The sequence below is a fragment of the Microbacterium sp. LMI13-1-1.1 genome (assembly GCF_040815625.1).
Classification (GTDB): Bacteria; Actinomycetota; Actinomycetes; order Actinomycetales; family Microbacteriaceae; genus Microbacterium; species Microbacterium forte.
In genome coordinates this window covers 704,452-730,669 of record NZ_JBFPNL010000005.1, presented here as the reverse complement: position 1 = coordinate 730,669, position 26,218 = coordinate 704,452, and the positions used below count along the sequence as shown (strand labels likewise).

The window sequence follows — 26,218 nt, the reverse complement described above, 5'->3', positions numbered from 1 at the left end:
GGTCGCTCAGCTGCCCAGCCTCCGCAGCGCCGAGCCCTTGTGCGCGGCCTTCTCGCCGCTCTTCTCGGACTTCACGATGTACGCCGGCTCATCGTCCGAAGCCGTGAAGCTCTGTCCGGCGAAGCGGAAGTCCTTCGTCCGCTTCTCCTCCACCGTGCCGTGCGTTCGTCCCTGGGGCGTGTTCCAGCTCACCCGGTCCCCCGTAGACAGGTCCTTCGTCATGACTCCTCCGCTCCGTCGATTCGAGCGTCGCCGATGCCGCGCCGTTCGCACCAGCCCTTGACACGACACCGGCGCCGTCTACCGGGATAATGGGCGGGTGAGCACTCCTTCGGACAGCAACGCGCAGACCATCCCCGGCTGGCGCCACATCTACTCGGGCAAGGTCCGCGACCTCTACGCCTCGGATGACGCCGCCGACACCCGCATCCTCGTCGTCGCCTCCGACCGGGTGAGCGCGTTCGACTTCGTGCTGTCACCGGGCATCCCCCAGAAGGGCGCGCTGCTCACGCGTCTCAGCCGCTGGTGGTTCAGCCAGCTGAGCGACGTTCCGAACCACCTCGCCGAGGGCGACATCCCGGCGAGCGTCGTCGACCGGGCCATGCTCGCGCAGTCGCTCGAGATGCTGCCGGTCGAGTGCGTCGTGCGCGGCTACATCACCGGCTCCGGCTGGGCCGAATACACCGAGAGCGGCACCGTGTGCGGCATCCCGCTGCCCGCCGGTCTGGAGAACGGCGACCGCCTGCCCGAGCCGCTGTTCACACCGGCCTACAAGGCGCCGATGGGCGAGCACGACGAGAACATCACCTTCGAGCAGACCGTCGAGCTCGTCGGCGCCGACCGCGCGGCCGAGTTGCGCGACGTCTCACTCGCCCTCTACACGCGGGCCGCTGCGATCGCCGAGGAGAAGGGTCTGATCCTCGCCGACACCAAGTTCGAGTTCGGGACGGACGCCGACGGCGTGCTGCACCTGGCCGACGAGGTGCTGACGAGCGACTCGTCGCGCTACTGGGATGCCGAGGCCTGGCGCACCGGCTCGACCCCGAGCGAGCGCATGGCGAGCTTCGACAAGCAGATCGTGCGCGACTGGCTGGCCTCGAACTGGGACAAGCAGGGCGAGCCGCCCGTGCTTCCCGAGGACATCGTCGAGCGCACCGCCGCGCGCTACCGCGAGCTGATCGAGCGCCTCGGGGCCTGACCCCGCGCGCTCTCGGGAGGAGAACTGCTTCTCGGGAGGAGGGATCCTCCAGATTCCTCCTCCCGAAGCGCGGAAGTCCGCCCAGGCGTCGGGCCGCGCGCGCACCCAGGGAACACTCAGGAATCGGTAGTGTTGCTCCAGCACTCCCACTCCCCCCGATCCTGAGGAGCCCGCATGCCCCTGTGGAAGACCCACGGAAACGGCCGCACGGTCGAACCCGGCGCCGTCGTCAAGCCCGAAGAGCGCCTGAACTGGCCGGCCACGATCGCGATCGGCGCCCAGCACGTCGTCGCGATGTTCGGCGCCACGTTCCTGGTGCCGACGCTGACCGGCTTCCCGGTCTCGACCACGCTGCTGTTCAGCGGTCTCGGCACCCTCATCTTCCTGCTGATCACCAAGAACCAGCTGCCCAGCTACCTCGGATCGTCGTTCGCGTTCATCGCGCCGATCACCGCCGCGGTCGCCGCCGGCGGCACCGGATCCGCCCTGGCGGGAGTCGTCGCGGTCGGCATCCTGCTCACCGTCGTGGGCCTGGTCGTGCAGTTCGCCGGCCTGCGCTGGGTCGACGCTCTGATGCCTCCGGTGGTCGCCGGTGCGATCGTCGCGCTCATCGGCTTCAACCTCGCCCCCACCGCGTGGAACAACTTCCAGCTCGACCCCGTGACCGCGACCATCACCCTCGTCGCGATCATCCTGTTCGCAGTGCTCTTCCGCGGATTCCTCGGGCGCATCTCGATCTTCCTCGGCGTCGCGGTGGGCTTCATCTACGCCGCCTTCACCGGGTCGTTCGAGGTGCCCAACGCGCTGCGCGGAGGCAAGACGCCCGCAGAGCTCATCGCCGACGCGCCGTGGGTGGGCCTGCCCGAGTTCCAGCTCCCCGACTTCGTCGCGCCCGGCACGTGGTCGACCATCGCCATGTTCCTGCCGGTCGTGCTGGTGCTCGTCGCCGAGAACGTCGGCCACGTGCGCGGTGTCGCCACGATGACGGAAGACCCCGCGATCAACAGGCACACCGGCCGCGCCCTGATCGCCGACGGCGTCGCCACGACGATCGCCGGCGGCTTCGGCGGGTCGGGCACGACGACGTACGGCGAGAACATCGGCGTCATGGCCGCGACCCGCGTCTACTCGACCGCCGTCTACTGGGTCGCCGGCCTCTTCGCGATCCTGCTGGCGTTCTCACCCAAGGTCGGCGAGGTGTTCAACTCGATCCCCGCGGGCGTGCTCGGCGGCGCGACGACCGCGCTCTACGGCCTGATCGGCATCATCGGCATCAAGATCTGGGTCGACAGCAAGGTCGACTTCTCGCGTCCGGTGAACCAGTACACCGCCGCGGTGTCACTCGTGATCGGCATCGCCGGGTTCTCGATGCAGCTCGGCGACTTCGCGTTCGGCGGCATCGTGCTCGGCACGGTCGCAGCTCTCCTGATCTACCACGTGGGCAACGCGATCGCCCGCGCGCGCAAGACCGGTGCCGACGACCCGAGGCCGCTCGAGGCCGTGGGTCCGCTGGGCGGCGACCCCGCATAACCACGCTCGACCCGCGAACCCGAAGATCCCGGATGCTGCAGCTGCGGCGTCCGGGATCTTCGCGTCCGGCGGCGATCGCGATCAGGCGGCGATCGCGCTCAGTCGATGACGGCGATGACTCCGTCCGGCGCGATCGCCGCTGAGAGCTCGGCGCGGTGCGACAGGAGGCCGGCGCGATGAGCGGCGACCGTGGTCTCCATCTTCATCGCGTCGAGCACGGCGACCGGATCGCCCTCGGCGACGTGCGCGCCGTCATCAGCGAGCCAGCGCACGAGTGTGCCGGGCGCCGGCGAGCGCAGTTCGGTCGGGTCGGATGCGGAGGGCGCGGGCCCGGCATCCGCCAGCCCGCCGAGCCCCGCGAGCAGGGCGATCGGCAGCCCGAGCACGACCCGACGTCCGTCGATCTCGACGGGGAAGCGCTGGAGTGCGGCATCCGGGGCGGGAGCCGGGCGCAGCTGAGGCTCGAGCATCGGCAGCAACGTGCTCTCGATCCACTGCGTGTGCACCGCGAAGGTGTCGGTGGCGAACGCCGCGTCGTCGAGCGCGAGCAGATCGAACGGGATGACGGTGGCCGGCCCCTCGACCACGAGCTCGCGCAGCGCCCGTCGTGCCCGCACGAGTGCCGCATCTCGGCTGTCGGCGTGCACGATGAGCTTCGCGATCATCGAGTCGAACGCGGGCTGAACGGCATCGCCCGCCTCGATCCCGCTGTCCCAGCGCACACCGGGTCCGCCGGGGATCCGCAGCGACTCCACACGACCGGGACTCGGAAGGAACCCGCGACCAGGGTCTTCCGCGTTGATGCGGAACTCGAAGGCGTGCCCTGTCGGCGTCGGGGTCTCGGTGAACGAGATGCCCTCTCCGAACGCGATGCGGAACTGCTCGCGCACGAGATCCGTGCCGGTGACCTCTTCGGTGACCGGGTGCTCCACCTGCAGGCGGGTGTTCACCTCGAGGAAGGAGATCGTGCCGTCTGCGGCGAGCAGGAACTCGACGGTTCCCGCACCGCGGTACTGCACCTCGGCGCAGATCGCCCTGGCCGCGTCGTGGAATCGCGTGCGCTGGTCACTCGACAGCCCCGGCGCCGGGGCCTCCTCGATGAGCTTCTGATTGCGTCGCTGCATCGAGCAGTCCCGGTCGCCGACCACCACGATGCCGCCGAGTCCGTCGCCGAGCACCTGCACCTCGATGTGACGCGGGCTCTCGAGGAACCTCTCGACGAAGCACTCGCCGCGGCCGAAGGCGGCGATGGCCTCCCGGGTCGCGGCGTCGAAGGCGTCGGCGACCTCCGACAGCTCCCGCACCACCTTCAGGCCTCGCCCGCCACCGCCGAATGCCGCCTTGATGGCGATCGGAAGCCCGTGCTGCTCGGCGAAGGACACGGCCTCCGCAGGGCCGGCCAGGGGCTCGTCGGTGCCGGCCGCCAACGGTGCTCCGACGCGCTGCGCGATCCGGCGCGCGGTCATCTTGTCACCGAGCGCGTCGATGCTGTCGGGCGAGGGTCCGATCCAGACGAGCCCTGCGCCTTCCACGGCTCGCGCGAACTCCGCGCTCTCCGAGAGGAATCCGTAGCCGGGGTGCACGGCATCCGCCCCGCTCTTCCGCGCCGCAGCGAGCAGCGCATCGATGGAGAGGTACGTGGCGGCAGCGGTGTCTCCCCCCAGACCCAGCGCCTCGTCGGCGAGTCGCACGTGCAGGGCGTCGGCGTCCTGATCGGCGTAGACCGCGATCGACGTGTATCCGGCTTCGGCGCAGGCGCGGATGACGCGCACGGCGATCTCTCCGCGATTCGCGATCAGCACCTTGGTCATGAGGTCTCCTTGACGATGAAACGAACTCGCGCACCGGGCGGCAGCTGCCCGGCGAGGTCGAGGCTGCGATCGGTGAGGGCGCCGATGATCGGATACCCGCCGGTGAGCGGATGGTCGGGCAGGAACAGCACGGGCTGACCGTCCGGAGGCACCTGGATCGCCCCGGTGACGGCGCCCTCGCTGGGCAGCTCCCCGCCGACCGACCGTTCCAGGGGCACGGCTCCCTCGAGCCTGATGCCGACCCGATCCGAGCGCGGGGTCGCAGTCCACTCCTGAGCGGTGAGGGTGGCGAGCGCTGCCGCCGTGAACCAGTCGTCGCGAGGACCGAGAGTGATCTCGAGCTCGACCAGCTCGCCGGGTGCGGGGAGCGCGCGCGGCATCGCATCGGGCTCGACGGGATGCGGTGCGCGAACGCCGACACGGAGCACGTCGCCTGCGGCGAGCGCTGCCGGTCCGAGACCGGCGAGGGTGTCGCTCGCGCGGCTGTCCAGCGCCGGTTCCGCCGCCACACCGCCGCGGACGGCGATGACGTAGCGCAGCCCGCTCGCGGGGTGCCCGAGAGTGAGCTCGTCACCGTCGACGGTGGCGAAGGGCACTCCATGGGCGATCTGACGCGCCACGCCACCGTCATCGATCAGTTCGAGGGATCCGACGGCACCCGCGACGGCGGCGACCCCGGCACCCCGGAAGCGCAGCACCGCGCCCCCGACGCTCTCGAGCACGGCGGCACCGGTCTCGTTGCCCACCGCACGGTTCGCGTCTCGCATCGCACGACGATCGGCGACGCCTGACGCCGAGACGCCGAGCGCCGCGAAACCCGGACGACCGGCATCCTGCACCAGCAGCTGCAGTGACGGACGCACGATCTCGACGGCGGCCGGCATGGGAGAACCCGGGTCCGGCGTACCTGCGACGGCGGGTCGATCGGCGACACCTCGCTCGTCGGCCCGTTCATCTGCGTCGCCCGACGTCACGACCTGCTCGCGCACACGTTCGAACCGCACGGTCGTGCCCGGCGACAGCAGCGCAGGCGGGTCGCGGTCGATGTCCCACATCAGGGCATCCGTGCGACCGATGAGCTGCCACCCACCGGGACTCTCACGCGGGTACACCCCGGTGAACTGCCCGGCGAGCGCCACGGACCCTGCGGGCACACGCGTGCGGGGCGACGAGCGGCGCGGCACGTCGAACAGCGGATCGCTGCTCACCACATAGCCGAAACCGGGAGCGAAGCCCGAGAAGGCCACCTTCCAATCGGCACCGAGATGACGGTTCACGAGCTCTGACGCCGACACGCCCAGCAGGGCTGCGGCCTCGTCGAGGTCTTCGCCGTCGTATCGCACCGGCACTCTGACCTCGCCGGTGACCGGCAGGTGAGCGGTGTCGATGTCCGTCGCCGCGAGCGCCTCTGCGAGATCGCCGGCCGAGACGACGAGCGGATCGAAGCGCACGAGCACGGTGCGAGCGCCGGGGATGCGCTCGACCACACCGCGCACTCCGTCCCAGGCGAGGTTCAGACGCATCGCCTCGTCGAGGTCGGCCGCCTCGACGAGAAGCGCGTGATCGGATGCGGTGAGGATGCGCATCAGACGAGGTACTCGGCATCCGGCACGTCGGTGATGAACATGTACCCCGGTGCATGGGTGATGGCGAACGGCGGCTTCGAGGCCATGATCGCGGCCTGAGGGGTGACGCCGCAGGCCCAGAACACCGGCACTTCGCCGTCGCGCACCTCGGGGGCATCCCCGAAGTCGGGCCGGGCGAGGTCGAGGACTCCGAGGGATGCCGGGTCGCCGACGTGCACCGGAGCACCGTGTACGGCGGGGGTTCGGCCCGAGATCTGCACGGCATCCGCCACTCGGTCCGCCGCGATCGGCCGCATCGACACGACCATCTCACCGCTCAGGCGACCCGCCGGTGCGCAGGGCACCGAGGTGCGGTACATCGGCACATTGCGACCGAGCTCCTGATGACGGATCGGGATGCCGGCCTCGACGAGTCCGGACTCGAACGTGAAGCTGCATCCGATGAGGAACGAGACGAGGTCCGGATGCTCCGCCCAGGCCGCCGTGGCGTCGGCGACCTCCTCGGCCAGCTCGCCGTCGCGCCAGATGCGATACCGGCCGATGTCCGTGCGGATGTCGCTGCCCGGCGCGAGCCGTGACTCCACCTCTCCCTGCTCGATGACCTCGAGCACGGGGCACGGCTTCGGATTGCGCTGTGCGAAGAGCAGGGTCTCGAAGGCCCAGTCCGCGGGCACGGAGATGAGATTGGCCTGTGTCAGCCCGACCGCGACCCCACTGGTCGGCTCGGCGTGCCCTGCCCGGATGGCGGCACGGGCCGCGCGCGCGTCGGCGAGCTGGGCTGCGGTGGCGAGGACGGTCATGTCAGACGCCCGCGAACGGTGCGATCGTGATGCCCGCTTGCTGCAGCATCCGCTTCGTCTCTGCCGCCATGGCCACCGAACCAGGGCTGTCTCCGTGCACGCAGATCGACTGCGCACTGACGGGCACGTCGGTGCCGTCGATCGCGCGGATCACTCCTTCGCCGGCCAGGCGCACCATGCGCTCGGCGACCGCCGCGGGATCATGCAGCACAGACCCGGGCTCGGTGCGCGAGACGAGCTGCCCGTCGGGCTGATACGCCCGATCGGCGAAGGCCTCTGCCGCAGTCTGCAGCCCCGCGCGCTCGGCGACGTCGAGCACGACACCTCCGGCCAGGCCCAGCAGCACGAGGCTCGGATCGATCGCGCGGATGGCTGCCACCACGTCCTTCGACTGCCGCTCATCGCGGGCGATCGTGTTGTAGAGCGCTCCGTGCGGCTTGACGTAGGCGACCTTTCCGCCGACGGCTGCGGCGAGACCGATCAGCGCCCCGAGCTGGTACTCGACGTGGGCCTGCAGCGTGGCCGAATCGATGTCGACCTTCGTACGGCCGAAGTTCTCGTAGTCGCGGTAGCCGGGGTGCGCGCCGATCACGACACCTCCGGCCACCGCGCTGGCGAGGGTCGCGCGGATGCCCTCGGGGCTGCCCGCGTGGAAGCCGCACGCCACGTTCGCACTCGTCACGAGGTCGAGCATGCTCTCGTCGTCGCTGACGATCCGGTCGGCGACGTTCTCGCCGAGGTCCGAGTTCAGGTCGATCGATGCCACGGGGTCACGCTCCGGTTCCGAGGAAGGCGAAGATCGGGCCGACCGAGACGATGCCCATGTACCAGGTGAGCAGCGTCACGACCGTGCCCGCGATGAGCAGCCACAGCGGGTACTTCTTCGAGCCGAGCAGGTCACGACGGAACCAGCCGATGTACATGAAGACCGTGAGGCCGATGGGGAGGATGAGACCGTTGAAGCCGCCGACGAACACGAGGATCGCAGCCGGCGCCGTGCCGATCGACAGGTAGACGATCAGCGACACGACGATGAAGGCGACGGTGGCCAGCTGCAGCGGCCAGCCGCCCCTGAGCTTCTTCGTGAAGGTCGAGAGGAAGGTCGCCGACGTGTATGCGGCGCCGATCACCGAGCTGATGGCCGCGGCCCAGAAGATCGCACCGAAGATGCGCAGCCCCGCGTCGCCGAGCACGGCACCGAAGGCCTGTCCTGCGGGGTTCGCGGCCTGGCTCGACAGGTCGAGCGAGACGCCGGAGGCGACCACACCGAGGATCGCGAGGAACAGCACGTAGCGCATGATGCCGGTGACGAGGATGCCGTTCGCCGCGGCGCGCATCACCGGGCCGGCCTGCTCCGGACCGGTGTGTCCGGAGTCGAGGTAGCGGTGGGCGCCCGAGTAGGTGATGTATCCGCCGACCGTTCCGCCGACGATCGTGGTGATCGTGGCGAAGTTCAGTTCGTCGGGCACGAACGTCTGTCGCAGGGCCTCGCCGATCGGCGGCTGGGCGATCACCGCGACGATCACGGTCATCACGATCATGCCCACGCCGAGCACGATCAGCACGACGTCCATCACCGGGCCCGCCTTCTTGACGAGGAAGATGATGATCGCGAGGGCCGCGGTGAGTGCGCCGCCGAGCTTGGGATCGATGCCGAGCAGGGCGTTGAGGCCCAGTCCGCCACCCGCGATGTTGCCGATGTTGAAGGCCAGTCCGCCGATCACGACGAGCACGGCGATCAGGTGTCCGGAGAACGGGATGGCGCTGTTGGCGAGCTCTCCGGCGCGCTTGCCCGATGAGGTGATCATGCGCCAGACGTTCAGCTGCACTGCGATGTCGATGAGGATCGAGACGAGGATCGCGAACGCGAAGGCGGCCCCCATCGTCGCGGTGAACGTGGCCGTCTGGGTGATGAATCCGGGGCCGATGGCGCTGGTGGCCATCAGGAAGATCGCGCCGATCACGGCGCTGCGGCCTGCCCGCCTCTTGGCTCCGGCGAGGCGGACTTCGTCTTCTGCGGACAGCGGGGCTGCGGTGTTCTCTGACATTGCGGGGGATTTCCCATCGTCGTTGGTGGGTGTCGAGTGACACCCAGTGTAGAACGGATCGAGCAATATTGTTCAACAACTTTGTTTCGGCTGTGCTACGACCGAGTTGCGTTCGCGTGATGCCATGGTCGCCTCCTCGAACGATCCGCCGCGCCCGCCGCCTACGATGAAGGCATGAACCAGCAGGGCATGCTCGCCGATGCGCTCCGTCAGCAGATCATCGACGGCGCCTTCGCCCCCGGTTCACGGCTGTCGGAATCTTCCCTCGCCGAGCACTTCGGCGTCGCGCGCAACACGCTGCGAGAGGCGTTCCGCGCGCTCTCCGAGCAGGGTCTTCTCGAGCACGTGCCGCACCGGGGCGTCTCCGTCGCGTCGCCCTCGATAGCCGACGTCATCGACATCTACCGAGCACGCCGCGTCATCGAATGCACGGCGCTCCTGCACTCCGAGCCCGAGCACCCCTCGGTGCAGCGGATGCAGCAGGCGGTGCTCGCCGCCGAGAAGGCCGCCCGGGATGCCGTCCACGACGATGCGGGCGCCTGGCGCGAGGTGGGCAGCGCCAATATGGCATTCCACGTCGCCCTGGTCGATCTCGCCGACAGCCCCCGCCTGGCCCGCACCTATCGCGACCTGGCGGCCGAGCTGCGGCTGGCGTTCCTGAAGATCGACGATCCGCGATCGCTCCACGAGCCGTTCGTGCGCAAGAACCGCGCCGTGCTCGACACCTTCCTCACGCAGGGCGCGCAGGAAGGCGCGGCCGAGCTCGAGCGCTACCTCGTGCAGTCGGAACGCGTCGTGCTCGGTGCGTTCGCCCGGATGCAGCTGGGCTGATCCCGACCGTCGCCGATCGATGTCGGTGCCGGGGTCATCCCTCTGCGCGCAGCGCGCCCGACGCTCTGGTCCTCGCGTCGGGGTCCCGCGGGGCGAGCTGGAGAGGAAGCGGCGCCTGCGGCTCGGGGAGCCCGTAGAGCCGGTGCATCCAGCGGCGAGCGTCTTCGAGAGGATACGTGTCGCCGTAGACGGCGTACTTCATGAAGATGCCCTCGAGGGTGCTGCGCAGCATGATCTCCTCGAGCGCCGGATCCGCGGCGCCGCGTTCGCGGAAGACCCCGCGAACGATGTCCTCCGACGCCCTCGCCTCCTCCGCGTGCCGCTCTTCGGCCTCCGCATACAGGCGGTGGGTGGTCGGCTGCTGCTGCATCGCGAAGACCGCGCGCTGCACCGGAAGGGCGTAGCCCGTGGCGGTGAGGGCGCCGTCGATGATGCCGGCGAGACGGTCGTCGGCCGACCCCTCGGCCTGGGGGATGCCGAACAGCGTCTCGAACCACCGGTCGAGCACTGCGGCGATCAGCCGCTCCTTGTTCCCGAAGTGATAGTTCGCGAGGCCCTGAGCGACTCCGGCTCGCCGCGTGATCTCAGCGATGCTCGCGCCCGAGACGCCGCGCTCGGCGAACAGATCGACCGCTGCCCGCAGGATGGCTTCGCGGGATCGTTCACGCGCCGCCCGGTTGTGTTCGTCTGAACGTGCCATTCGTGTCCCGCTCCCCAGCATCGGACGACTTCGATTTCTCCCCCCGGACGCTATATATTAGCGACTGAATAGCTGTTCAAGCTATGAGCTACGCCAGGCCTCACCCTCAGGAGTGTGATGAGCGCGACAGGATGGTTCATGCGACCCCAGAGGCTCGCACCGTCCGAGCTGTACTCCACGGATGACACCGAGGCGAACGAGATCGCCCTGGGCCTGCTGCAGATCAGCAGCCTGCCGTCCGGCCCGTGGAACGACCCGACGGCCCCCGGCCTCGGAACCGAGGAGAAGGCGCTGCTCGCCGAGCAGTGGGGCATCCACGATCGCGCGGACTGGCTCGGCATGATCGATCACCTGACCACGGTGCGACGACGACGGCATGGCTGGATGCTCCATCTCGCCGTGCGCAACGACCTGCACACAGCCCTCGGGCGGGTGCCGACGACGAAGGAGTGGCTCACCGCGATCGCCGATGAGGGCGGGGACCGACGCGACGCACGACCTTTCGTCCGCGGCATCGAGCACATCGAGCAGGAAGTGCGCAGGCGAGTCGGCAAAGACGTCGTGACGCCCGACCTCTACGTCCGCACCCTCGACGCGTACGCACTCGGCCAGGCCGTGGCGATGACGACCTGGGGTGTGGCGCTCGGATACGCCGACGTCGCCGAGGCGCGTCGCATCATCCACCGGATCAGCGTCGACACCCGCCCGTCGTTCGTGTCGTGGGCCGATTTCGGCCTGAGCTACATCGCCGGACGTGTCATGCACTGGAGCGACGGCGATCTCGACGAGGACTCGTTCGAGAAGTACGGCGATTCGTGGACCGTCTTCGCGAGTGCATCCACCGCGAAGCGGAACGGCCCGTGGGCGACGATGCCGTGGCCCGCGGTCATCGATCAGCGGTCTCGGCGCCGTCACCAGTACCGGATCACCTGACCGACCCAGACCCACGGATGCGGGCCGACCTGGAGGGGCGTATGGTCCGCATCCGTGTTCACTTCCGCGCCGGCGGAGACGCGGATCGCGTGGAGCGGCTACGACGAGGCGCGCACCACGAGCTCGGTCGGGAGGATCGTCGTGTGCGCGGGGTCGCGACCCGCGAGGCGCGAGAGCAGCACTCCGGCCATCGCCTCCCCCTGCGCATACATCGGCTGTCGCATCGTGGTCAGCTGCGGTTCGGTGCTCAGCGCGACGGAGGAGTCGTCGAATCCGACGAGCGCGACGTCTTCGGGAACACGGATGCCGGCGGAGCGCAGCGCCGTCAGGGCGCCACGGGCCATGAGGTCGCTGGCGACGAAGATCGCGTCGGGGCGGCCCTCGGCGAGGATGCGGCGCGCCGCATCCGCTCCGCTGGCCTCGCTGTAGTCACCCGCCTCTTCGGCGAACGGTGAGAGCCCGGCGTCCGCCAATGCGCCGCGGAAGCCCTGCACGCGGTCGACCGACGAGACCATCGTCATGGGTCCCGATATCGTCGCGATGCGTGTGCGGCCGGTCTCGATCAGATGCCGGGTGGCCGTGCGAGCTCCGGCGACGTTGTCGACGTCGACCACGTAGTCACCCTCGCGGATCCGCACCGGTCGGCCGCCCCAGACCACGGGCACGGCGTCGGCGACCCGGTCGATGAAGGCGTCGCTGGTGTGGTGAGACACGATGAGCGCGCCGTCGACACCGCCGTTGCGCACGAAGCTGGTCATCTTGTCGCCGGGATCATCGCTCGCGATGAGCAGGTTGAGCAGGTAGTCCGACCCCCGGAGCGCACCCGTGATGCCCGCGACGATCGACGCGAAGAACGGGTCGCCGAAGAAGCGCGTGGTGTCTTCGGGCACGATCAGCGCGATCGCGTGAGTCTGCCTCGACGCGAGCGAGCGAGCCGCGCGATTGGGCACGTAGCTGAGCTCCTCGATCGCGCGCTTCACCGACTCGAGGGCCTCAGGGCTCACCGCCGTCGAGCCGTTGACGACCCGCGACACCGTCGATCTCGACACCCCTGCGGCCGATGCCACCTCTTCGATGGTCGCTCGTGACGACACGGCTCTCCCCTCTGTCCGGCCGCGAGGCCGGATGCTCTCGACTGTCGCTGCCGGCGTCAGAGAGTGCGGGCGGCGATGATGCGAGCGTACTCCCGACCGGAGTCCTTCAGACTCCGCTCCTGGGTGTCGTAGTCGACGCGCACGATGCCGAAGCGCTTGTCGTAGCCCCATGCCCATTCGAAGTTGTCGAACATCGACCAGTAGAAGTAGCCGCGCACATCGACGCCGGCATCTGCCGCGTCGAGCACGGCCGCGAGGTGCAGCCGCAGGAACTCGGTGCGGTCGGCGTCGTGCACACGGATCTCGCCGTCTTCGACCACGGCGACGTCGTCGTAGGCAGCACCGTTCTCGGTCATGTAGAGCACGGTTCCCGCGGGCTCGGCGTAGTCGGTCCACACGCGCTGCAGCAGACGGGTCAGCCCCTCGGGCTGCACCTCCCAGTTCTGGGCGGTGCGCGGCAGTCCGCGTTCGACCGCGTAGATGCCATCGCTCGACGGGTAGGGGCTGCGTGCGGGGCGATCCGTCGCGGGCCCGCCGCTGACCGGCATCTCCGCCGGCGCCGTGCCCGACACGAAGTCGCCGTGGTAGTAGTTGACGCCCTGCGTGTCGATGGGCTGCGAGATCACGTCGAGATCGCCGTCATGGACGGCATCCGTGAAGCGCGCCACCGCGTCGGCATCCACCGCCCTGATGTCCCTGATGATGTCGTCGGGGTACACGCCGCGGTAGATCGGGTCGAGGAACCAGCGGTTGAACTGGCCGTCGACCCGACGAGCCGCGTCGACGTCGGCGGGATTCGCCGGATCCGCCGGGTCTGCGACGGTGTGGTTCAGGGTGATGCCGAGGTTGAGGCTCGCATCCCGACCGCGCAGCTCGCGCACCGTCTCGCCGTGGGCGAGCAGCAGGTGGTGGGCCGAGAGCAGCCCCTCGGCGACGCTCGTGTGCCCGGGAGCGTGCTCGCCGCCCGTGTAGGAGAGGAACGACGAGCACCAGGGCTCGTTCAGCGTCGTCCACACGTTCACACGGTCGCCCAGTGCGTCGTGCATCGTGCCCGCGTACTCGAGGAAGCGTCCGACGGTGTCGCGGTTCGTCCAGCCGCCGGTCTCCTGCAGCGCCTGCGGCATGTCCCAGTGATACAGGGTCAGCCACGGCAGGATGTCGTTCGCGAGCAGCTCGTCGACGAGGCGCTCGTAGAAGTCGACGCCCTTCGCGTTGACCGCGCCGCCGTCAGGACGCACCCGCGACCACGAGGTCGAGAAGCGGTAGGTCTGCAGCCCGAGCTCCTTCATGAGCGCGACGTCCTGCGGGTAGCGGTGATAGTGGTCGCACGCCACGTCGCCGTTGTCCCCGCCGATGACCGCACCCGGCTCGCGGCTGAAGGCATCCCAGATCGACGCGGTGCGCCCGTCTTCGAAAGCGGCCCCCTCGATCTGGTACGCCGCTGTCGCGGCGCCGAACAGGAAGTTCTCGGGGAAGGCGCGGGTCATAGGGGTCATCCTTTCACCGCGCCCGCCATGATGCCACTGACCAGCTGCCGGCCCGCCACCACGAAGAGGACGAGCAGCGGAAGGGTCGCGAGCACCGCGCCGGCGAGCACGATCGAGTAGTCGATGTAATAGCCGGACTGCAGCTGGCTGAGCGCCGTCTGCAGAGTCGGGTTCTGCGGGGAGAGCACGATCAGCGGCCACAGGTAGTCGGTCCACGCGGTCATGAAGGTGAAGAGCCCGAGGATCGCCATGGCGGGCCGAGCCGCCGGGAGGCCGACGGTGAGGAACGTGCGGAACTGGTTGGCGCCGTCCATGCGCGCGGCCTCGATCAGCTCGTCGGGGATCACGTCGACCAGGTACTGCCGCATGAAGAAGACGCCGAAGGCGGTGACCAGGGTCGGCACGATGACCGCGCCGATCGACCCCGTCCAGCCGAGCTCGCGCATCAGCATGAACAGGGGGATGATGCCGAGCTGCGTCGGGATCGCCATGGTCGCGATCACGAAGATCATCAGTCCGTCGCGTCCCTTGAAGCGGAGCTTGGCGAACGCGTATCCGGCGAGCGTCGAGAACGTCACGACCGACAGCGTGATGATGCCGGAGATGAGGAACGAGTTCCCGAGCGCCAGCCAGAACGGGATCGCGTCGAACACCTTGGCGGCGTTGGCGAGGAAGTTGCCGCCGGGGATCAACGGCAGGGTCTCGCCGCGCGTCGAGTTGGTGCCGCTCGCCACGACGACCGACCACCACAGCGGGTAGACGCTGCCGATGATGAATGCGGCGAGCAGGCCGTAGGTGAAAAATCCGGGGCGGCTGCCGATTCCGGCGTTTCCGCCGACGGCGCCTCGGCGCCTGCGGATCTTCTCGGGGACGCTCAGCGCCTGTGTGGCGGTCATCGCGCGTTCTCCTCAGTGGTGGTGGCGATCGTCGAGCCTGCGGCTGCGGCCGTCGCGGCTGCGGCCGCGGCGGTGCGTGCGCGCCGTCGCGCGGCACGGTTCTGGGGAGCATCGCCTGTCGAGATCCGCCTCGAGATGAGGAAGTTGATCACTCCGATGCCCACGATGAGCAGGAACAGCAGGATCGCGACGGCGGATGCCTCGCCGAGGTCTCGACGGAAGAAGGCGAGCTCCCACAGGAACAGCACCGTGGTCTGGAACTGTCGGTCGCTGCCGCCGATGCCGCCCGCGGTCGAGACGTCGAACAGACGGGGCTCGGCGAAGATCTGCAGACCGCCGATCGTGGCCGTGATGATCACGAAGATGAGGGTCGGGCGGATCGTGGGGATCGTGATCGAGAAGAAGCGACGCGCGGCTCCTGCGCCGTCGAGCGCGGCCGACTCGTAGCGGTCGCGAGGCACCGCCTGCATGGCGGCGAGCAGGATGAGGGCGTTGTAGCCGGTCCAGCGGAAGTTCACCATCACGGCGATCGCCAGGTGCGAGAGCGCGGTGTCGTGCTTCCACTGCTGGTCGGCGATGCCGATCAGGTTGAGCAGGTTGTTGGCGAGGCCGTCGGCCTCGTTGAAGATGCTCGAGAAGATGATGGCGACGGCGACGGGCGTGACCACGAACGGGATGAGGATGCTCATGCGCCAGAAGGTGGGGGCGCGGAGGCCGCGATCGAGCAGGTACGCGATCACCAGGGCGACCGCGAGCTGCGGGATCGCCGACAGCAGGAAGATGCTCAGGGTGTTGAAGATCGAGTTCCAGAACATCGCGTCGCCGAGGATCTCGATGAAGTTCCCTGCGCCGATGAACTCACCCTGCCCCTTGAGCAGGTCCCACTCGTGCACGGCCACCCACACCGTGTAGAGCAGAGGGAAGAGTCCGACCAGCCCGAACAGCAGGAAGAACGGCGAGATGTAGAAGTACGGGGACGCGTTCTGGTCGAACCGCGAGAGGCGGTGCCGCCAGGGACGCCGGCCAGCGGCATCCGCCTTCGGCGCATCGGATGCCGTCTCGCGGCGTTCCGCTGTGAGGGTCATGAGGGGTTCCTTCGTCTGAGTGGCGCGTGTCGTCTCGCTCGGCTCCGCCGTGCTCGCTCAACGACCGGAGAGTCGTCGGTCGTTGAGCGAGGAGCGAAGCCCCGAGACGAGACGCGGTGAGCGTTTCGTCTCGGGCGGCTCCGCCGCGCTCGCTCAACGACCGGAGGGTCAGTCGACCAGCTCGTTCAGGAGCTTGACCGCGGCATCCCAGGCGCCCTGGGTGTCGGTCTCGCCGCGGTCGAGGCCGCTGAGGGCCGGACCGAAGACGTTCTCCTGGATCACCGAGTCATCGGCGCCCTTGAACTGCGCCACGACACCCTTCGCACGCTCGGCGAGGATGGCGCCGGTGGGCGCGTCGTTGAAGAACGCGTTCGGCGTCGCCTCTGCGGAGAGCGTCTCCTGCGCCTCGACGGTGGAGGGGAAGTTGCCCGCGGCGGCGGACTGCTTGACCTGCTGCTCGGGCTGCGTCAGCCAGTCGGCCAGGTCGGCCGCGGCTTCCTTGTGCTCGGAGCTCTCGGGGATCGACAGGAAGGCGCCGCCCCAGTTGGCTGCTCCGCCGGGGAACACGTCGGCGAAGTCCCAGCCGGTCGACGCGTCGCCGCCTCCGGCCTCGACCTGACCCTGCACGACCCCGAGCATCCAGCCGGGGCAGACGAACGTGGCGAAGGTGCCGTCGACGAACGACTTGCCGCCGTTCCAGTCCCATGCGGTCTGCGCGGCGGACTGGCCGCCCTCGGTCGCGGAGCCGAGCAGTTCGAAGCGCTCCTTGAGCTCGGCGTTGTCCTCGACGTTGAGCTCGCCATCGGAGGTGTAGTAGCCCTCGTCGAGCTGGTTGACCATGGCGTTCCAGACGAAGCCGGAGTGGTCGTACCAGGCCTTGCCGGTCTTCGCCGTGTACTCGGCACCCACCGCGAAGTAGTTCTCCCAGTCGCCGTTCAGCAGCTCGGCCACCGACTCGCGGTCGCTCGGGAGTCCTGCTGCCTCGAAGGCTGCGCCGTTGTAGCAGATGCCGCTCGGGCCGATGTCGGTGCCGTAGCCGATCACGCGGCCCTCGGCATCGGTCGCCTGTCCGTACTTCCAGTCGACCCAGTCGGCCTTGCGGTCTTCGATGCCGTAGTCGCGCAGGTCGACGAAGGTGTCGGAGACGTCCATGATGGCGCCGAGCCAGCCCTCCTCGATCGCCACGACGTCGCTCAGGCCCGAGCCTGCCGCGATCTTCGTGAACGCGTCGGTGCGGGCGTTGCCGCCGGTGTCGATGTTGGTCGCCTCGATCGTGACGTTCGGGTTCGCCTTCTCGTACTCGTCGTAGAGGTCGTCGTATCCGAAGGTGCCGAACGTCGTGACGGTCAGCGTGACCTTCTCGTCACCGGTGGCGCTGTCTCCCGAGTCGGCAGAGGCGCAGCCGGTGAGGGCCAGGGCAGAGACGGATGCGACGGCTGCTGCCGTCAGGATCCGCTTGCGGGCACGTGTGTTCACAGTTCACTCCTTTGTGGTGGGTCGTGCGGTGGTGGTGCGTGTGGTGCGTCGGGGCAATGCGCGGAACACTCGTGGGAGCGCTCCCACGCATTGATGAGAGACTCTATGGGAGCGCTCCCACGAATGTCAAGCCCTCGCGTTGGCGTACCCTTGACCGGTGCCCGACACCGAACTCTCCCCCGCCCTCGTCCGCGCCGAATCGCTGATCCGCAGCATCCCGGACTACCCGGAGGCGGGGATCATCTTCCGCGACATCACGCCGCTGCTCGCCGACGCCGAAGCGCTTCAGGCCACGACCGACGCGATCATCGCGCCGTTCGCGGGGCAGTTCGACGTGGTCGCGGGCATCGAGGCGCGGGGGTTCATCCTCGCCGGGGCGGCCGCCATCGCCGCCGGCGTGGGACTCATCCCGATCCGCAAGGCCGGCAAGCTCCCCCGGCCCGCGGCATCCGTCGACTACGCGCTCGAGTACGGCACGGCGACGATCGAGATGCACGACGACCTGCCCGCAGGGTCCCGCGTGCTGCTGATCGACGACGTGCTCGCCACGGGTGGCACGCTCGCCGCAGGACGCGAGCTCGTGGAGCGCCTCGGCAGCCACGTCGTCGGGATCTCGGTGCTGTTCGAGATCGACGGCCTGGGCGGCCGCGAGGCCATCGGCGACCTGCACACCGTCTTCCACGCCTGACGCTCGCGCTCTCGCTCAAGGCGCCTTCCGCGAGCCGGTAGACTGGTCGCGCCCGTCCGCCCGCGACTCCCGCGTTTCGACTCCTCGCTGCGCTCGTCGCTCAACGACCGATAGCTGCGGCCTGCGGCCGCCAGGAGGATCCACATGCCCACCATCGTCGTCGACGTCATGCCCAAGCCCGAACTGCTCGACCCGCAGGGGAAGGCCGTCTCTGGCGCATTCTCCCGTCTGGGCGTCGAGGGCTTCACCGATGTCCGCATCGGCAAGCGCTTCGAGCTCACCGTCGAGGGCGAGGTCACCGACGAGATCCTCGCCGAGGCCCGTCGCATCGCCGACGAGGTGCTCTCCAACTCCGTGATCGAAGACGTCGTGGGCATCGAGGTCGCTGAGTGAGCGTCCGCATCGGAGTCATCACCTTCCCCGGCTCGCTCGACGACCGCGACGCGCAGCGCGCCGTGCGCATCGCCGGCGCCGAGCCCGTCGCCCTCTGGCACGGTTCGCACGACCTCGAAGGCGTCGATGCCCTGGTGCTGCCCGGTGGCTTCAGCTACGGCGACTACCTGCGCGCCGGAGCGATCGCCGCGCTGTCGCCGATCATGAGCGAGGTCAAGGACGCAGCCGCCAAGGGCATGCCGATCCTCGGCATCTGCAACGGCTTCCAGATGCTCGTCGAGGCGCACCTGCTGCCCGGCGGCCTGATCCGCAACGACCACCAGCACTTCGTGCGTCGCGACCAGAAGCTCATCGTCGAGAACTCCGACACGGCGTGGACGAACCGCTTCCGCACCGGCCAGGAGATCACGATCCCGCTGAAGAACGCCGACGGCGGCTACATCGCCGACGAAGAGACGCTCGACCGTCTCGAGGGCGAGGGTCTCGTGGCCTTCCGCTATGCGGGCGTCAACCCCAACGGATCGCTGCGCGACATCGCCGGACTCACCAACGAGGCGGGCAACGTCGTGGGGCTCATGCCGCACCCCGAGCACGCCACCGAGGCCGGCTTCGGCCCCGACACCTCGGCCGCCATGCGCTCGGGCCTCGACGGACTCGACTTCTTCACGAGCGCGGTCGCCGCGGTCGTGCACGTCGCCGCGTAAGCACCGCCTGAGCACCGAAGGGCACGCGGGCGCGCCGGTCAGCAGCCCGCCAGGGCCGGGGCCGGTCGACGCGGCATCCGCACTCCTACCCGGGGTCGATTCCGCACCCCGCACACAGCCGGGGTCAATTCCGCATCGGAAACGACCGAATCGGATGCCTTTTCGACCCCGCATCGGTCTGAAGATGCGAAACCGACCCCGCAATCGCAATCGCAATCGCGTCCGGCGGGAGTCGGCGCCGCTCAGTCGACGGGAACGCTGAAGGGGTTGTCCCCCGCGGCCGCGAGCAGGTACCACGCCGTCGCGCCGGTGTGCAGGCTGGCGTAGTAGAGGTCGCCGAAGCCGGAATCCAGGCCGTCGGTCGACGTCGCCACGATGCCCTTGCCGTCTCCGTTCGCCGCGTCGCGCTGGCCGAGTCGGATGCTGCTCAGCAGCGCCTCCGCGCGGTCGGCGTCGCCCGCTCCGTCCCTCAGCTTCAGGGCCAGTGCCAGGTGTCCGCTGCCCTCGAACCACACCTTGGAGGTGTCGACGTGGCTGATGGACGGGCCGGTGTACGGCCCGTCGGTGGCCATGAGGTTCGCGAGCGCCCAGTCGACAGCCGCACCGTACCGCGGGTCACCCGTGCCGAGCAGCGTCCAGGTCTGGGCGTCGAGCGGCACCGGATAGACGTTCGTGGTCGACCCGTCGAGCAGCGTGCCGGTGTCGACGTGACCGTCTGCGCTCTGCATCGCGGCGACGAATGCCGTGGCCACCGCCGCTCTGTCGGCCCACACGGGGTCGCCGGTCAGCTGGGCCAGCTGCGTGAAGAAGCCGGCGATATCGGTGTTGTGCTCGGTGGACTTCCACTCCAGCGAAGAGCCGTTCTCGAGCTGACCGCCCGTATAGCCGAAGGGGGCCCGCGCCATGTCGGCGGCGTTGGTCTGGATCCACTCGGCGATCCGCACGGCTCCGTCGAGGTACTTCGACTCGCCGGTCGCGTGGAAGAGACGCGCGAGCGCCATGCCCGCCCACGCCTGGTTGCCCGTGAAAGTGCCCGGGCCGGTGATCTCGACGCGCCCCTGTCGGATGCCGTGGGGTTCGTACGACGTGCGGACTCGCCCGTCGCCGATCGGATCGTTCGCCTGCACGAAGAGCAGGGTGTCGCCGATGGTCTGCGCCCGGCGGATGTCGTCCGGCAGGCCCCTGGCGGTGTACGCGATCACGACGAGTGCGTCGTCGTAGACGAAGGACGGAGTGAAGTCCCACGTCGGCAGGTCGGTGAAGAACCCTCCCTCGTAGCTGCGAGGGAGGCAGTGCCCGGCTTCGTCGCAGAACTCGTCGACACGGGCGTCGAGGAACTCGTAGGCCAGGGCGACGGAGAGCGTGGGGTCGGAGGCGACGTCGGCGGTCGGAGCGTCGGCGGGGCCATCGCCCGAGGCTGCGGTCGTCGCGCCCGCGACCAGGGCGGCGGCGATGAGCGCGGCGGCGACCATCCACGGAGCCGATCGACGCGACGAACCCGACATCAAGACCCCCTCAGTGTGGACCGCGGTTCGAGTGCACGACCCGCGAGCGACCAGGAGGTCACGTGCAAAATGCTGGCATACCAAGAAGTCCGAGCGGAAGGGGCGAAGGTCTAGTCTTTCGCCTTATCCGGCGTGTCGCTCCCGCGAGTAACATCCGACGCATGCCCATCACACTGGAGAACGTCGGCATCGCCGTGCGCGACCTCGACGCGACCATCGCCTTCTTCACCGATCTCGGCCTCACTGTGCTCGGCCGCGACGAGGTCAGCGGAGAGTGGGCCGACACCGCAGTCGGCCTCGACGGCAATCATGCGAAGATCGCCGTGCTGCAGACACCGGACGGCCACGGTCAGCTCGAGCTGTTCGAGTACATCCACCCCGACGCGATCGAGACCGAGCCCACGCTGCCGAACGAGATCGGGATGCACCGGGTGGCGTTCTCGGTGGACGACATCGACGAGTCCCTGGCCATCGCCGCCCGGCATGGATTCCGGCCCCTGCGGGGAGTCGCGAACTACCAGGATGTCTACAAGCTCACCTACCTGCGTGGCCCGAGCGGGATCCTCGTGATGCTCGCGCAGGACCTCACGAAGGATGCCTCAGCGGGCTAGCCGAGCGCAGGCGGCCAGACGCCGATGATCAGCGCCATGACCACGATCGTGACGAGCTCGTGGGCGATGTTCATGGTGGTCAGCGCTGTCGGGCGCCCCTCGAACGCATCGTGGGTGATGAACCGCGCGGCGGTGAATCCGGCCCACAGCAGCACACCGGTGACGACGGCCGCCCAGAAGAACGACCCGTCGTAGAAGTGCCACGCGATGGCGGAGGCTCCGGCCAGCACCCAGGCCGTCGCGAAGCTCACGAACACGGTGGTGATGATCGCCATCGTCGCGCTCGAGCCCGGGCGATCCATGTCGACGTTCGCGAGCTTCGACCAGCGCGTGCCGAACACCTTCGGGGAGTACCAGATCGTGCCGACGACCATGCTCGACGCGGTCGCGAGCAGAACCGCCCAATAGTTGATCTCGGGAACCATGACAGCCTCCAGTCGTCGGATGCCCGAAGCCTACTCCCGGGCTGCAAGGCGCTGTGGAGCGGCGTGGAATATCGCGTTGCCGAAACGATTCGATCGCAATGGTGGCAGACCTGCAAGCGTTTGCACTAATCTGATCCCATGGCACAGCTTGAGCAGATCGCAGCCCCCGGTTCCGAGTGGTGGCGCAGCGCGGTCATCTACCAGATCTACCCTCGTTCGTTCGCCGACGCCTCTGGCGACGGCATCGGCGACCTGCCCGGCATCACCAGCCGGCTCGACTCCCTGAAGGAGCTCGGCGTCGACGCGATCTGGCTGAGCCCGTTCATGACGAGCCCGCAGCGTGACGCGGGATACGACGTGGCCGACTACCGCGACGTCGACCCGCTCTTCGGCACGCTCGACGACTTCGACACCATGCTCGACGAGGCGCACGCCCGCGGCATCCGCGTCGTCGTCGACCTGGTCCCGAACCACTCGTCCGCTCAGCACGCCTGGTTCCAGGAGGCGCTGAAGGCGGCTCCCGGCAGCCCCGAGCGAGCACGGTACATCTTCCGCGACGGCAAGGGCGAGAACGGCGAGCTGCCCCCCAACAACTGGGAATCCGTCTTCGGCGGCGGCATGTGGGAGCGCATCACCGAGGCCGACGGCACTCCCGGCCAGTGGTACCTGCACATCTTCGACCCCACGCAGCCCGACTTCGACTGGAACAACGAAGAGGTGCGCGAGGAGTTCCGCTCCATCCTCCGCTTCTGGCTCGACCGCGGCGTCGACGGCTTCCGCGTCGACGTGGCTCACGGCATGATCAAGGCCGAGGGCCTGCCCGACTACACCCCGCCGGCCGACGCCGACTCGATGGGCGGCGGCGAGGACGACGTGCCGTACTGGGGGCAGGACGGCGTGCACGAGATCTACCGCGACTGGCACAAGGTGCTCGCCGAGTACGACGGCGATCGCGCACTGTGCGGCGAGGCATGGATGCCGACGCTGAAGCAGACCGCTCTGTGGGTGCGCCCCGACGAGATGCACCAGACGTTCAACTTCCCGTACCTGATGACCGAGTGGGACGCGAAGGCTCTCGGCGACGTCATCCGCGAATCCCTCGACGCGTTCGGTGCGGTCGGTGCTCCGAGCACCTGGGTGCTGTCGAACCACGATGTCGTGCGCCACGCCTCGCGCCTCGCGCTGACCGCCGAGAACCCGCAGGGTGAGGGCATCGGCCCGAACACCCCGCACAAGCCCGACACCGCGATCGGACTCGCCCGCGCCCGCGCGGCGACGACCGTGATGCTCGCCCTCCCCGGCTCCGCCTACCTCTATCAGGGCGAAGAGCTCGGCCTGCCCGAGGCGATGGAGATCCCCGACGCGTTCCGTCAGGACCCGACGTGGTTCCGCACGAACGGCGAGCGCTACGGACGAGACGGATGCCGCGTGCCGCTGCCGTGGGAGGCGGATGCTCCGGCGTTCGGCTTCAACGAGACCGGCGCGTCGTGGCTGCCGCAGCCGGCTGACTGGGCCTCGTACTCGCGGGATGTCGAGGAGGTCGACCCCTCGTCGACGCTCGCGCTCTACAAGCGCCTGCTCGCCGGACGCCGGGAGTACGGCTTCGGCAGCGGCTCGCTGGTGTGGGAGGACGCCGGAGCGGATGCGGTGGCATTCCGCCGCGGCGACGTCCACGTGCTCGCGAACCTGGGCACCGAGCCGATCCCGCTGCCCGCCGACGCGTTCGTGATCCTGCAGAGCCAGCTGTTCGACGGCGGCGCTGTGCCGGTCGACACGGCCGTCTGGTACACCACGGCGTAAGCCGGACACGGTGGGGCCGCGGCATCCGATGGGGATGCCGCGGCCCCACCGACTCAGAGAGGAATCCCCATGGCGAGCATCGATGAGGTCGCCCGGCTCGCCGGCGTCTCGACCGCGACGGTCTCGCGCGCTCTGAGCGGCCGAGGCCACGTGTCGGAGTCTGCTCGCCAACGCGTGCAGGAGGCGGCGGCGGCGCTCGGGTACGTGGTCTCGTCTCGAGCCTCGAGCCTGGCGTCGGGTCGCACCCGCAACATCGGCGTGGTGGTGCCCTTTCTCGACCGCTGGTTCTTCAGCACCGTGCTGTCGGGGGTGTCGTCGGCGCTGATGCGCGAGGGCTACGACATCACCCTCTACAACATCACCGCCGACAAGGACGTGCGCCGCCACGTGTTCGACACGTTCCTGCGGCGGCAGCGGGTCGACGCCGTGATCGCGGTGTCGATCGAGCTCGACGCCGACGAGACGCAGCACCTGCTCGACCTCGGGCTGCCGGTGATCGCGATCGGCGGCCCGAATCCGAAGCTCGACACGCTGACGGTCGACGACGTGGCCGTCGCGCAGCTCGCCACAGAGCACCTGATCGGTCTCGGGCACCATGACATCGCCCACATCGGCGCGAACCCCGAGTTCGACATCGACTTCCACATCCCGACCAACCGTCGCCTGGGGTTCGAGAAGGCACTGGCGAAGGCCGGAATCCCCCTGAACCCCGCCTTCCTCGAACCGGCCGACTTCACCGTCGAGGGCGGATACCGCGCGGCGAAGCAGCTGCTCGGCCGCCCGGGCCCCCGGCCCACCGCCGTGTTCGCGGCATCCGACGAGATGGCCATCGGTGCGATCCTCGCCGCCCGCGACCTCGGCTTCGCCGTGCCGGACGACCTCTCGATCGTGGGCATCGACGGCCATGAGCTCGGCGAGTTCTTCCGGCTCAGCACGGTCGACCAGTTCCCGCTGGGTCAGGGTGAGCGCGCGGCGGATGCCGTGCTCGCCAAGCTCGCCGACGGAGAGGCCGCGGGCATACCCGCAGCGCTCCCCTATGAGCTGAACGTCCGAGGAACGACCGCGCGCCTGGTCTGATCGCGCTGGCCCCGCGACGGGCCCACTCTCGTCGTCATCGCGCGCGTCGCGCCACGGCATTCCGCCGCGCGAGGATGCTGCCGCCGATGACCGCCGCGATGAGGGATCCCAGCAGCACGCCGATCTTGACGTGCTCGTCGGCGATCGAACTCGACCCGTAGGCGAGCTCGCCGACCAGCAGGGAGACGGTGAATCCGATCCCCGCGAGAAAGGCCATGCCGGTCAGGTCGGGCCAGCGCAGCGTCTCGTCGAGGCGCAGCGCCGGCACGCGGCTGAGCAGGAAGGTGGTCGCGAGGATCCCGATCGGTTTGCCCAAGACGAGTCCGACGATGATTCCGATCGCGATCGGGTCGGTGAGAGCCGACCGCAGCCCCTCGACACCGCCGATGGTGACCCCGGCCGCGAAGAAGGCGAAGACCGGCACGGCGAACAGCGTCGCCACGACGCCCCACCGATCGGCGAAGTGCGGGGCCAGGCCGTCGTACACCGGCTCGCCGTCGGCATCCAGTCCCCGTGGGACCCTGGCACGCTCGGTCGGCACGACGGGAACGACGAAGCCCAGCAGCACACCGGCGACCGTCGCGTGGATCCCTGCGGCGTGGATGCAGACCCAGACCGCTACGGCGAGGGGCAGCAGGATCCACCACGCTCGAACACCCTTCTGCACGAGGAGGGCGAATCCGGCGAGCGGAAGCAGGGCGAGCGTGAGCCACGGGAAGCTGATCGTGTCGGTGTAGAACGTGGCGATGATCGTGATGGCGATGAGGTCGTCGATGATGGCGAGCGTCAGCAGGAAGACGCGCAGAGCGGGCGGCAGGATCCTGCCCACCACGGCGATCACGGCCACGGCGAACGCGATGTCCGTCGCGGTCGGGATGGCCCAGCCGCGCAGGGCGTCACCGTCGCCGGCGTTGATGACGGCGAAGATGACCGCCGGCACGATCACTCCGCCGACGGCCGCGGCGATCGGCAGCGCGGCCTGGCGCGGGTCGCGCAGGCGACCGGTGACGAACTCCTCCTTCAGCTCGAGACCGACGACGAAGAAGAAGATCGCCAGCAGGCCGTCGGCCGCCCAGGCACCGATGCTGAGGTCGAGGTGCAGCGCGGGGATGCCGAAGGTGAAGTCGCGCACGGACTCGTACCACGACACCGCGGAGGTGTTGGCGAGGATCAGCGCGGCGACGGTGGCGGCGAGCAGGAGCGAGCCACCGAGGACGTCGCTGCGGGCGTTGTTCCGGATGCCGCGCCACAGCTCGTGCGGAGCCAGGCGGAGACGGGGACGGGAAGGAGAAGGGGACACGAAGAGACCTCACGCGAGAGAAGGGGTGAACGGCGCGGAAGACCACACCCCATCGAGGCGTGGTCTAGTCGCGTGGCGGCGGGCAGCCCGCGATCTCACCGTGCGAGAGTGTGCCCCAGACGCTGGTCCAGCCGTTCGTGCCCGGGTGCATGACGACGCGCATCGACTTCCTCATCGGGGTCGCCGAACGCAGCTCATGCGGAGCGCGCGTCGAGCCGGCGATCGAGAGAAGGGCCATGG

The 26,218-nt window shown here is 69.1% G+C and carries 26 protein-coding genes; 10 read left to right on the top strand and 16 right to left on the bottom strand.

Annotated features, from left to right (window positions below; all coding sequences use genetic code 11):
- Positions 1–6: 6 nt before the first annotated feature.
- A complete protein-coding gene (locus MRBLMI13_RS10460) occupies positions 7–222 on the bottom strand; it encodes a DUF2945 domain-containing protein (RefSeq protein WP_056375459.1) in 216 nt (71 codons plus the stop codon).
- Positions 223–319: 97 nt separating this feature from the next.
- On the opposite strand from MRBLMI13_RS10460, the gene MRBLMI13_RS10455 reads away from it, so the two are divergent.
- Together MRBLMI13_RS10455 and MRBLMI13_RS10450 are read left to right on the top strand one after the other, a co-directional pair.
- Positions 320–1,198: a phosphoribosylaminoimidazolesuccinocarboxamide synthase gene (locus MRBLMI13_RS10455; protein WP_367822346.1), complete on the top strand. Its 879-nt coding sequence runs from the start codon at positions 320–322 to the stop codon at positions 1,196–1,198.
- Between the two features lie 174 nt (positions 1,199–1,372).
- Positions 1,373–2,728, top strand: coding sequence for a uracil-xanthine permease family protein (locus MRBLMI13_RS10450; protein WP_042538034.1), 1,356 nt, complete (start codon positions 1,373–1,375; stop codon positions 2,726–2,728).
- A 98-nt stretch (positions 2,729–2,826) separates the two neighbouring features.
- On the opposite strand, the gene MRBLMI13_RS10445 is transcribed toward MRBLMI13_RS10450, so the two are convergent.
- Genes MRBLMI13_RS10445 through MRBLMI13_RS10425 form a run of 5 tightly spaced genes read right to left on the bottom strand, consistent with a single transcriptional unit; the run spans position 2,827 to position 8,973 of the window.
- Positions 2,827–4,539 carry an acetyl/propionyl/methylcrotonyl-CoA carboxylase subunit alpha gene (locus MRBLMI13_RS10445; RefSeq protein WP_367822344.1) on the bottom strand — a complete coding sequence of 571 codons (1,713 nt, stop codon included), beginning with the start codon at positions 4,537–4,539 and terminating at the stop codon, positions 2,827–2,829.
- Positions 4,536–6,125, bottom strand: coding sequence for a carboxyltransferase domain-containing protein (locus MRBLMI13_RS10440; protein ID WP_367822342.1), 1,590 nt, complete (start codon positions 6,123–6,125; stop codon positions 4,536–4,538). Before MRBLMI13_RS10440 ends, MRBLMI13_RS10445 begins: the two co-directional genes overlap by 4 nt.
- Positions 6,125–6,925, bottom strand: a complete 801-nt coding sequence (locus MRBLMI13_RS10435; protein ID WP_367822340.1) for a putative hydro-lyase — start codon at positions 6,923–6,925, stop codon at positions 6,125–6,127. Before MRBLMI13_RS10435 ends, MRBLMI13_RS10440 begins: the two co-directional genes overlap by 1 nt.
- A 1-nt stretch (position 6,926) precedes the next feature.
- Positions 6,927–7,691, bottom strand: coding sequence for a LamB/YcsF family protein (locus tag MRBLMI13_RS10430; protein WP_042538041.1), 765 nt, complete (start codon positions 7,689–7,691; stop codon positions 6,927–6,929).
- 4 nt (positions 7,692–7,695) lie between these two features.
- On the bottom strand, positions 7,696–8,973 hold the full coding sequence (locus MRBLMI13_RS10425) for an NRAMP family divalent metal transporter (RefSeq protein WP_042538044.1): 1,278 nt from the start codon (positions 8,971–8,973) through the stop codon (positions 7,696–7,698).
- Positions 8,974–9,147: 174 nt separating this feature from the next.
- On the opposite strand from MRBLMI13_RS10425, the gene MRBLMI13_RS10420 reads away from it, so the two are divergent.
- Positions 9,148–9,804 carry a GntR family transcriptional regulator gene (locus tag MRBLMI13_RS10420; RefSeq protein WP_367822337.1) on the top strand — a complete coding sequence of 219 codons (657 nt, stop codon included), beginning with the start codon at positions 9,148–9,150 and terminating at the stop codon, positions 9,802–9,804.
- Positions 9,805–9,838: 34 nt separating this feature from the next.
- On the opposite strand, the gene MRBLMI13_RS10415 is transcribed toward MRBLMI13_RS10420, so the two are convergent.
- On the bottom strand, positions 9,839–10,504 hold the full coding sequence (locus tag MRBLMI13_RS10415; RefSeq protein ID WP_367822335.1) for a TetR/AcrR family transcriptional regulator: 666 nt from the start codon (positions 10,502–10,504) through the stop codon (positions 9,839–9,841).
- A gap of 138 nt (positions 10,505–10,642) precedes the next feature.
- On the opposite strand from MRBLMI13_RS10415, the gene MRBLMI13_RS10410 reads away from it, so the two are divergent.
- A complete protein-coding gene (locus tag MRBLMI13_RS10410) occupies positions 10,643–11,437 on the top strand; it encodes a DUF1266 domain-containing protein (protein ID WP_367822333.1) in 795 nt (264 codons plus the stop codon).
- Between the two features lie 98 nt (positions 11,438–11,535).
- On the opposite strand, the gene MRBLMI13_RS10405 is transcribed toward MRBLMI13_RS10410, so the two are convergent.
- The 5 genes from MRBLMI13_RS10405 to MRBLMI13_RS10385 all read right to left on the bottom strand — a co-directional run bounded on the left by MRBLMI13_RS10405 (position 11,536) and on the right by MRBLMI13_RS10385 (position 17,475).
- Positions 11,536–12,531: a LacI family DNA-binding transcriptional regulator gene (locus MRBLMI13_RS10405; protein WP_079112134.1), complete on the bottom strand. Its 996-nt coding sequence runs from the start codon at positions 12,529–12,531 to the stop codon at positions 11,536–11,538.
- Positions 12,532–12,587: 56 nt separating this feature from the next.
- Complete coding sequence (locus tag MRBLMI13_RS10400; protein WP_367822331.1) at positions 12,588–14,018, bottom strand: GH1 family beta-glucosidase; 1,431 nt, start codon at positions 14,016–14,018, stop codon at positions 12,588–12,590.
- Positions 14,019–14,023: 5 nt separating this feature from the next.
- Positions 14,024–14,914 (bottom strand): carbohydrate ABC transporter permease, encoded by an 891-nt coding sequence (locus MRBLMI13_RS10395; protein WP_367822329.1) that lies wholly within the window; start codon positions 14,912–14,914, stop codon positions 14,024–14,026.
- A complete protein-coding gene (locus tag MRBLMI13_RS10390) occupies positions 14,911–15,999 on the bottom strand; it encodes a carbohydrate ABC transporter permease (protein ID WP_367822327.1) in 1,089 nt (362 codons plus the stop codon). The genes MRBLMI13_RS10395 and MRBLMI13_RS10390 overlap by 4 nt, the downstream gene beginning before the upstream one ends.
- A gap of 168 nt (positions 16,000–16,167) precedes the next feature.
- Positions 16,168–17,475 carry an ABC transporter substrate-binding protein gene (locus MRBLMI13_RS10385; RefSeq protein WP_367822325.1) on the bottom strand — a complete coding sequence of 436 codons (1,308 nt, stop codon included), beginning with the start codon at positions 17,473–17,475 and terminating at the stop codon, positions 16,168–16,170.
- Between the two features lie 157 nt (positions 17,476–17,632).
- On the opposite strand from MRBLMI13_RS10385, the gene MRBLMI13_RS10380 reads away from it, so the two are divergent.
- The 3 genes from MRBLMI13_RS10380 to purQ all read left to right on the top strand — a co-directional run bounded on the left by MRBLMI13_RS10380 (position 17,633) and on the right by purQ (position 19,260).
- Positions 17,633–18,163, top strand: a complete 531-nt coding sequence (locus MRBLMI13_RS10380) for an adenine phosphoribosyltransferase (RefSeq protein WP_042538063.1) — start codon at positions 17,633–17,635, stop codon at positions 18,161–18,163.
- Between the two features lie 144 nt (positions 18,164–18,307).
- A complete protein-coding gene (gene purS / locus MRBLMI13_RS10375) occupies positions 18,308–18,556 on the top strand; it encodes a phosphoribosylformylglycinamidine synthase subunit PurS (RefSeq protein WP_079112131.1) in 249 nt (82 codons plus the stop codon).
- Positions 18,553–19,260 carry a phosphoribosylformylglycinamidine synthase subunit PurQ gene (purQ, locus tag MRBLMI13_RS10370; protein ID WP_367822322.1) on the top strand — a complete coding sequence of 236 codons (708 nt, stop codon included), beginning with the start codon at positions 18,553–18,555 and terminating at the stop codon, positions 19,258–19,260. Before purS ends, purQ begins: the two co-directional genes overlap by 4 nt.
- Positions 19,261–19,502: 242 nt before the next feature.
- Here the strand turns inward: purQ and MRBLMI13_RS10365 are convergent, their stop codons facing one another.
- On the bottom strand, positions 19,503–20,732 hold the full coding sequence (locus tag MRBLMI13_RS10365; RefSeq protein ID WP_367822320.1) for a hypothetical protein: 1,230 nt from the start codon (positions 20,730–20,732) through the stop codon (positions 19,503–19,505).
- Between the two features lie 194 nt (positions 20,733–20,926).
- Between MRBLMI13_RS10365 and MRBLMI13_RS10360 the strand changes: the two genes are divergently transcribed.
- Complete coding sequence (locus tag MRBLMI13_RS10360; RefSeq protein ID WP_367822318.1) at positions 20,927–21,376, top strand: VOC family protein; 450 nt, start codon at positions 20,927–20,929, stop codon at positions 21,374–21,376.
- Here the strand turns inward: MRBLMI13_RS10360 and MRBLMI13_RS10355 are convergent.
- On the bottom strand, positions 21,373–21,801 hold the full coding sequence (locus MRBLMI13_RS10355) for a DUF1761 domain-containing protein (protein ID WP_079112128.1): 429 nt from the start codon (positions 21,799–21,801) through the stop codon (positions 21,373–21,375). The genes MRBLMI13_RS10360 and MRBLMI13_RS10355 overlap by 4 nt on opposite strands.
- A 138-nt stretch (positions 21,802–21,939) precedes the next feature.
- Here MRBLMI13_RS10355 and MRBLMI13_RS10350 point away from each other — a divergent pair, with 138 nt between their 5' ends.
- Together MRBLMI13_RS10350 and MRBLMI13_RS10345 are read left to right on the top strand one after the other, a co-directional pair.
- Positions 21,940–23,601 (top strand): alpha-amylase family glycosyl hydrolase, encoded by a 1,662-nt coding sequence (locus tag MRBLMI13_RS10350; protein WP_367822316.1) that lies wholly within the window; start codon positions 21,940–21,942, stop codon positions 23,599–23,601.
- Positions 23,602–23,670: 69 nt separating this feature from the next.
- Positions 23,671–24,678 (top strand): LacI family DNA-binding transcriptional regulator, encoded by a 1,008-nt coding sequence (locus tag MRBLMI13_RS10345; protein WP_367822314.1) that lies wholly within the window; start codon positions 23,671–23,673, stop codon positions 24,676–24,678.
- Between the two features lie 34 nt (positions 24,679–24,712).
- Here the strand turns inward: MRBLMI13_RS10345 and nhaA are convergent, their stop codons facing one another.
- Together nhaA and MRBLMI13_RS10335 are read right to left on the bottom strand one after the other, a co-directional pair.
- A complete protein-coding gene (gene nhaA / locus MRBLMI13_RS10340; protein WP_367822312.1) occupies positions 24,713–25,978 on the bottom strand; it encodes a Na+/H+ antiporter NhaA in 1,266 nt (421 codons plus the stop codon).
- A gap of 64 nt (positions 25,979–26,042) precedes the next feature.
- The gene (locus MRBLMI13_RS10335; protein ID WP_164481681.1) at positions 26,043–26,216 is read right to left on the bottom strand and encodes a hypothetical protein; all 174 of its coding nucleotides are present in this window, start codon (positions 26,214–26,216) and stop codon (positions 26,043–26,045) included.
- Positions 26,217–26,218: the final 2 nt, after the last annotated feature.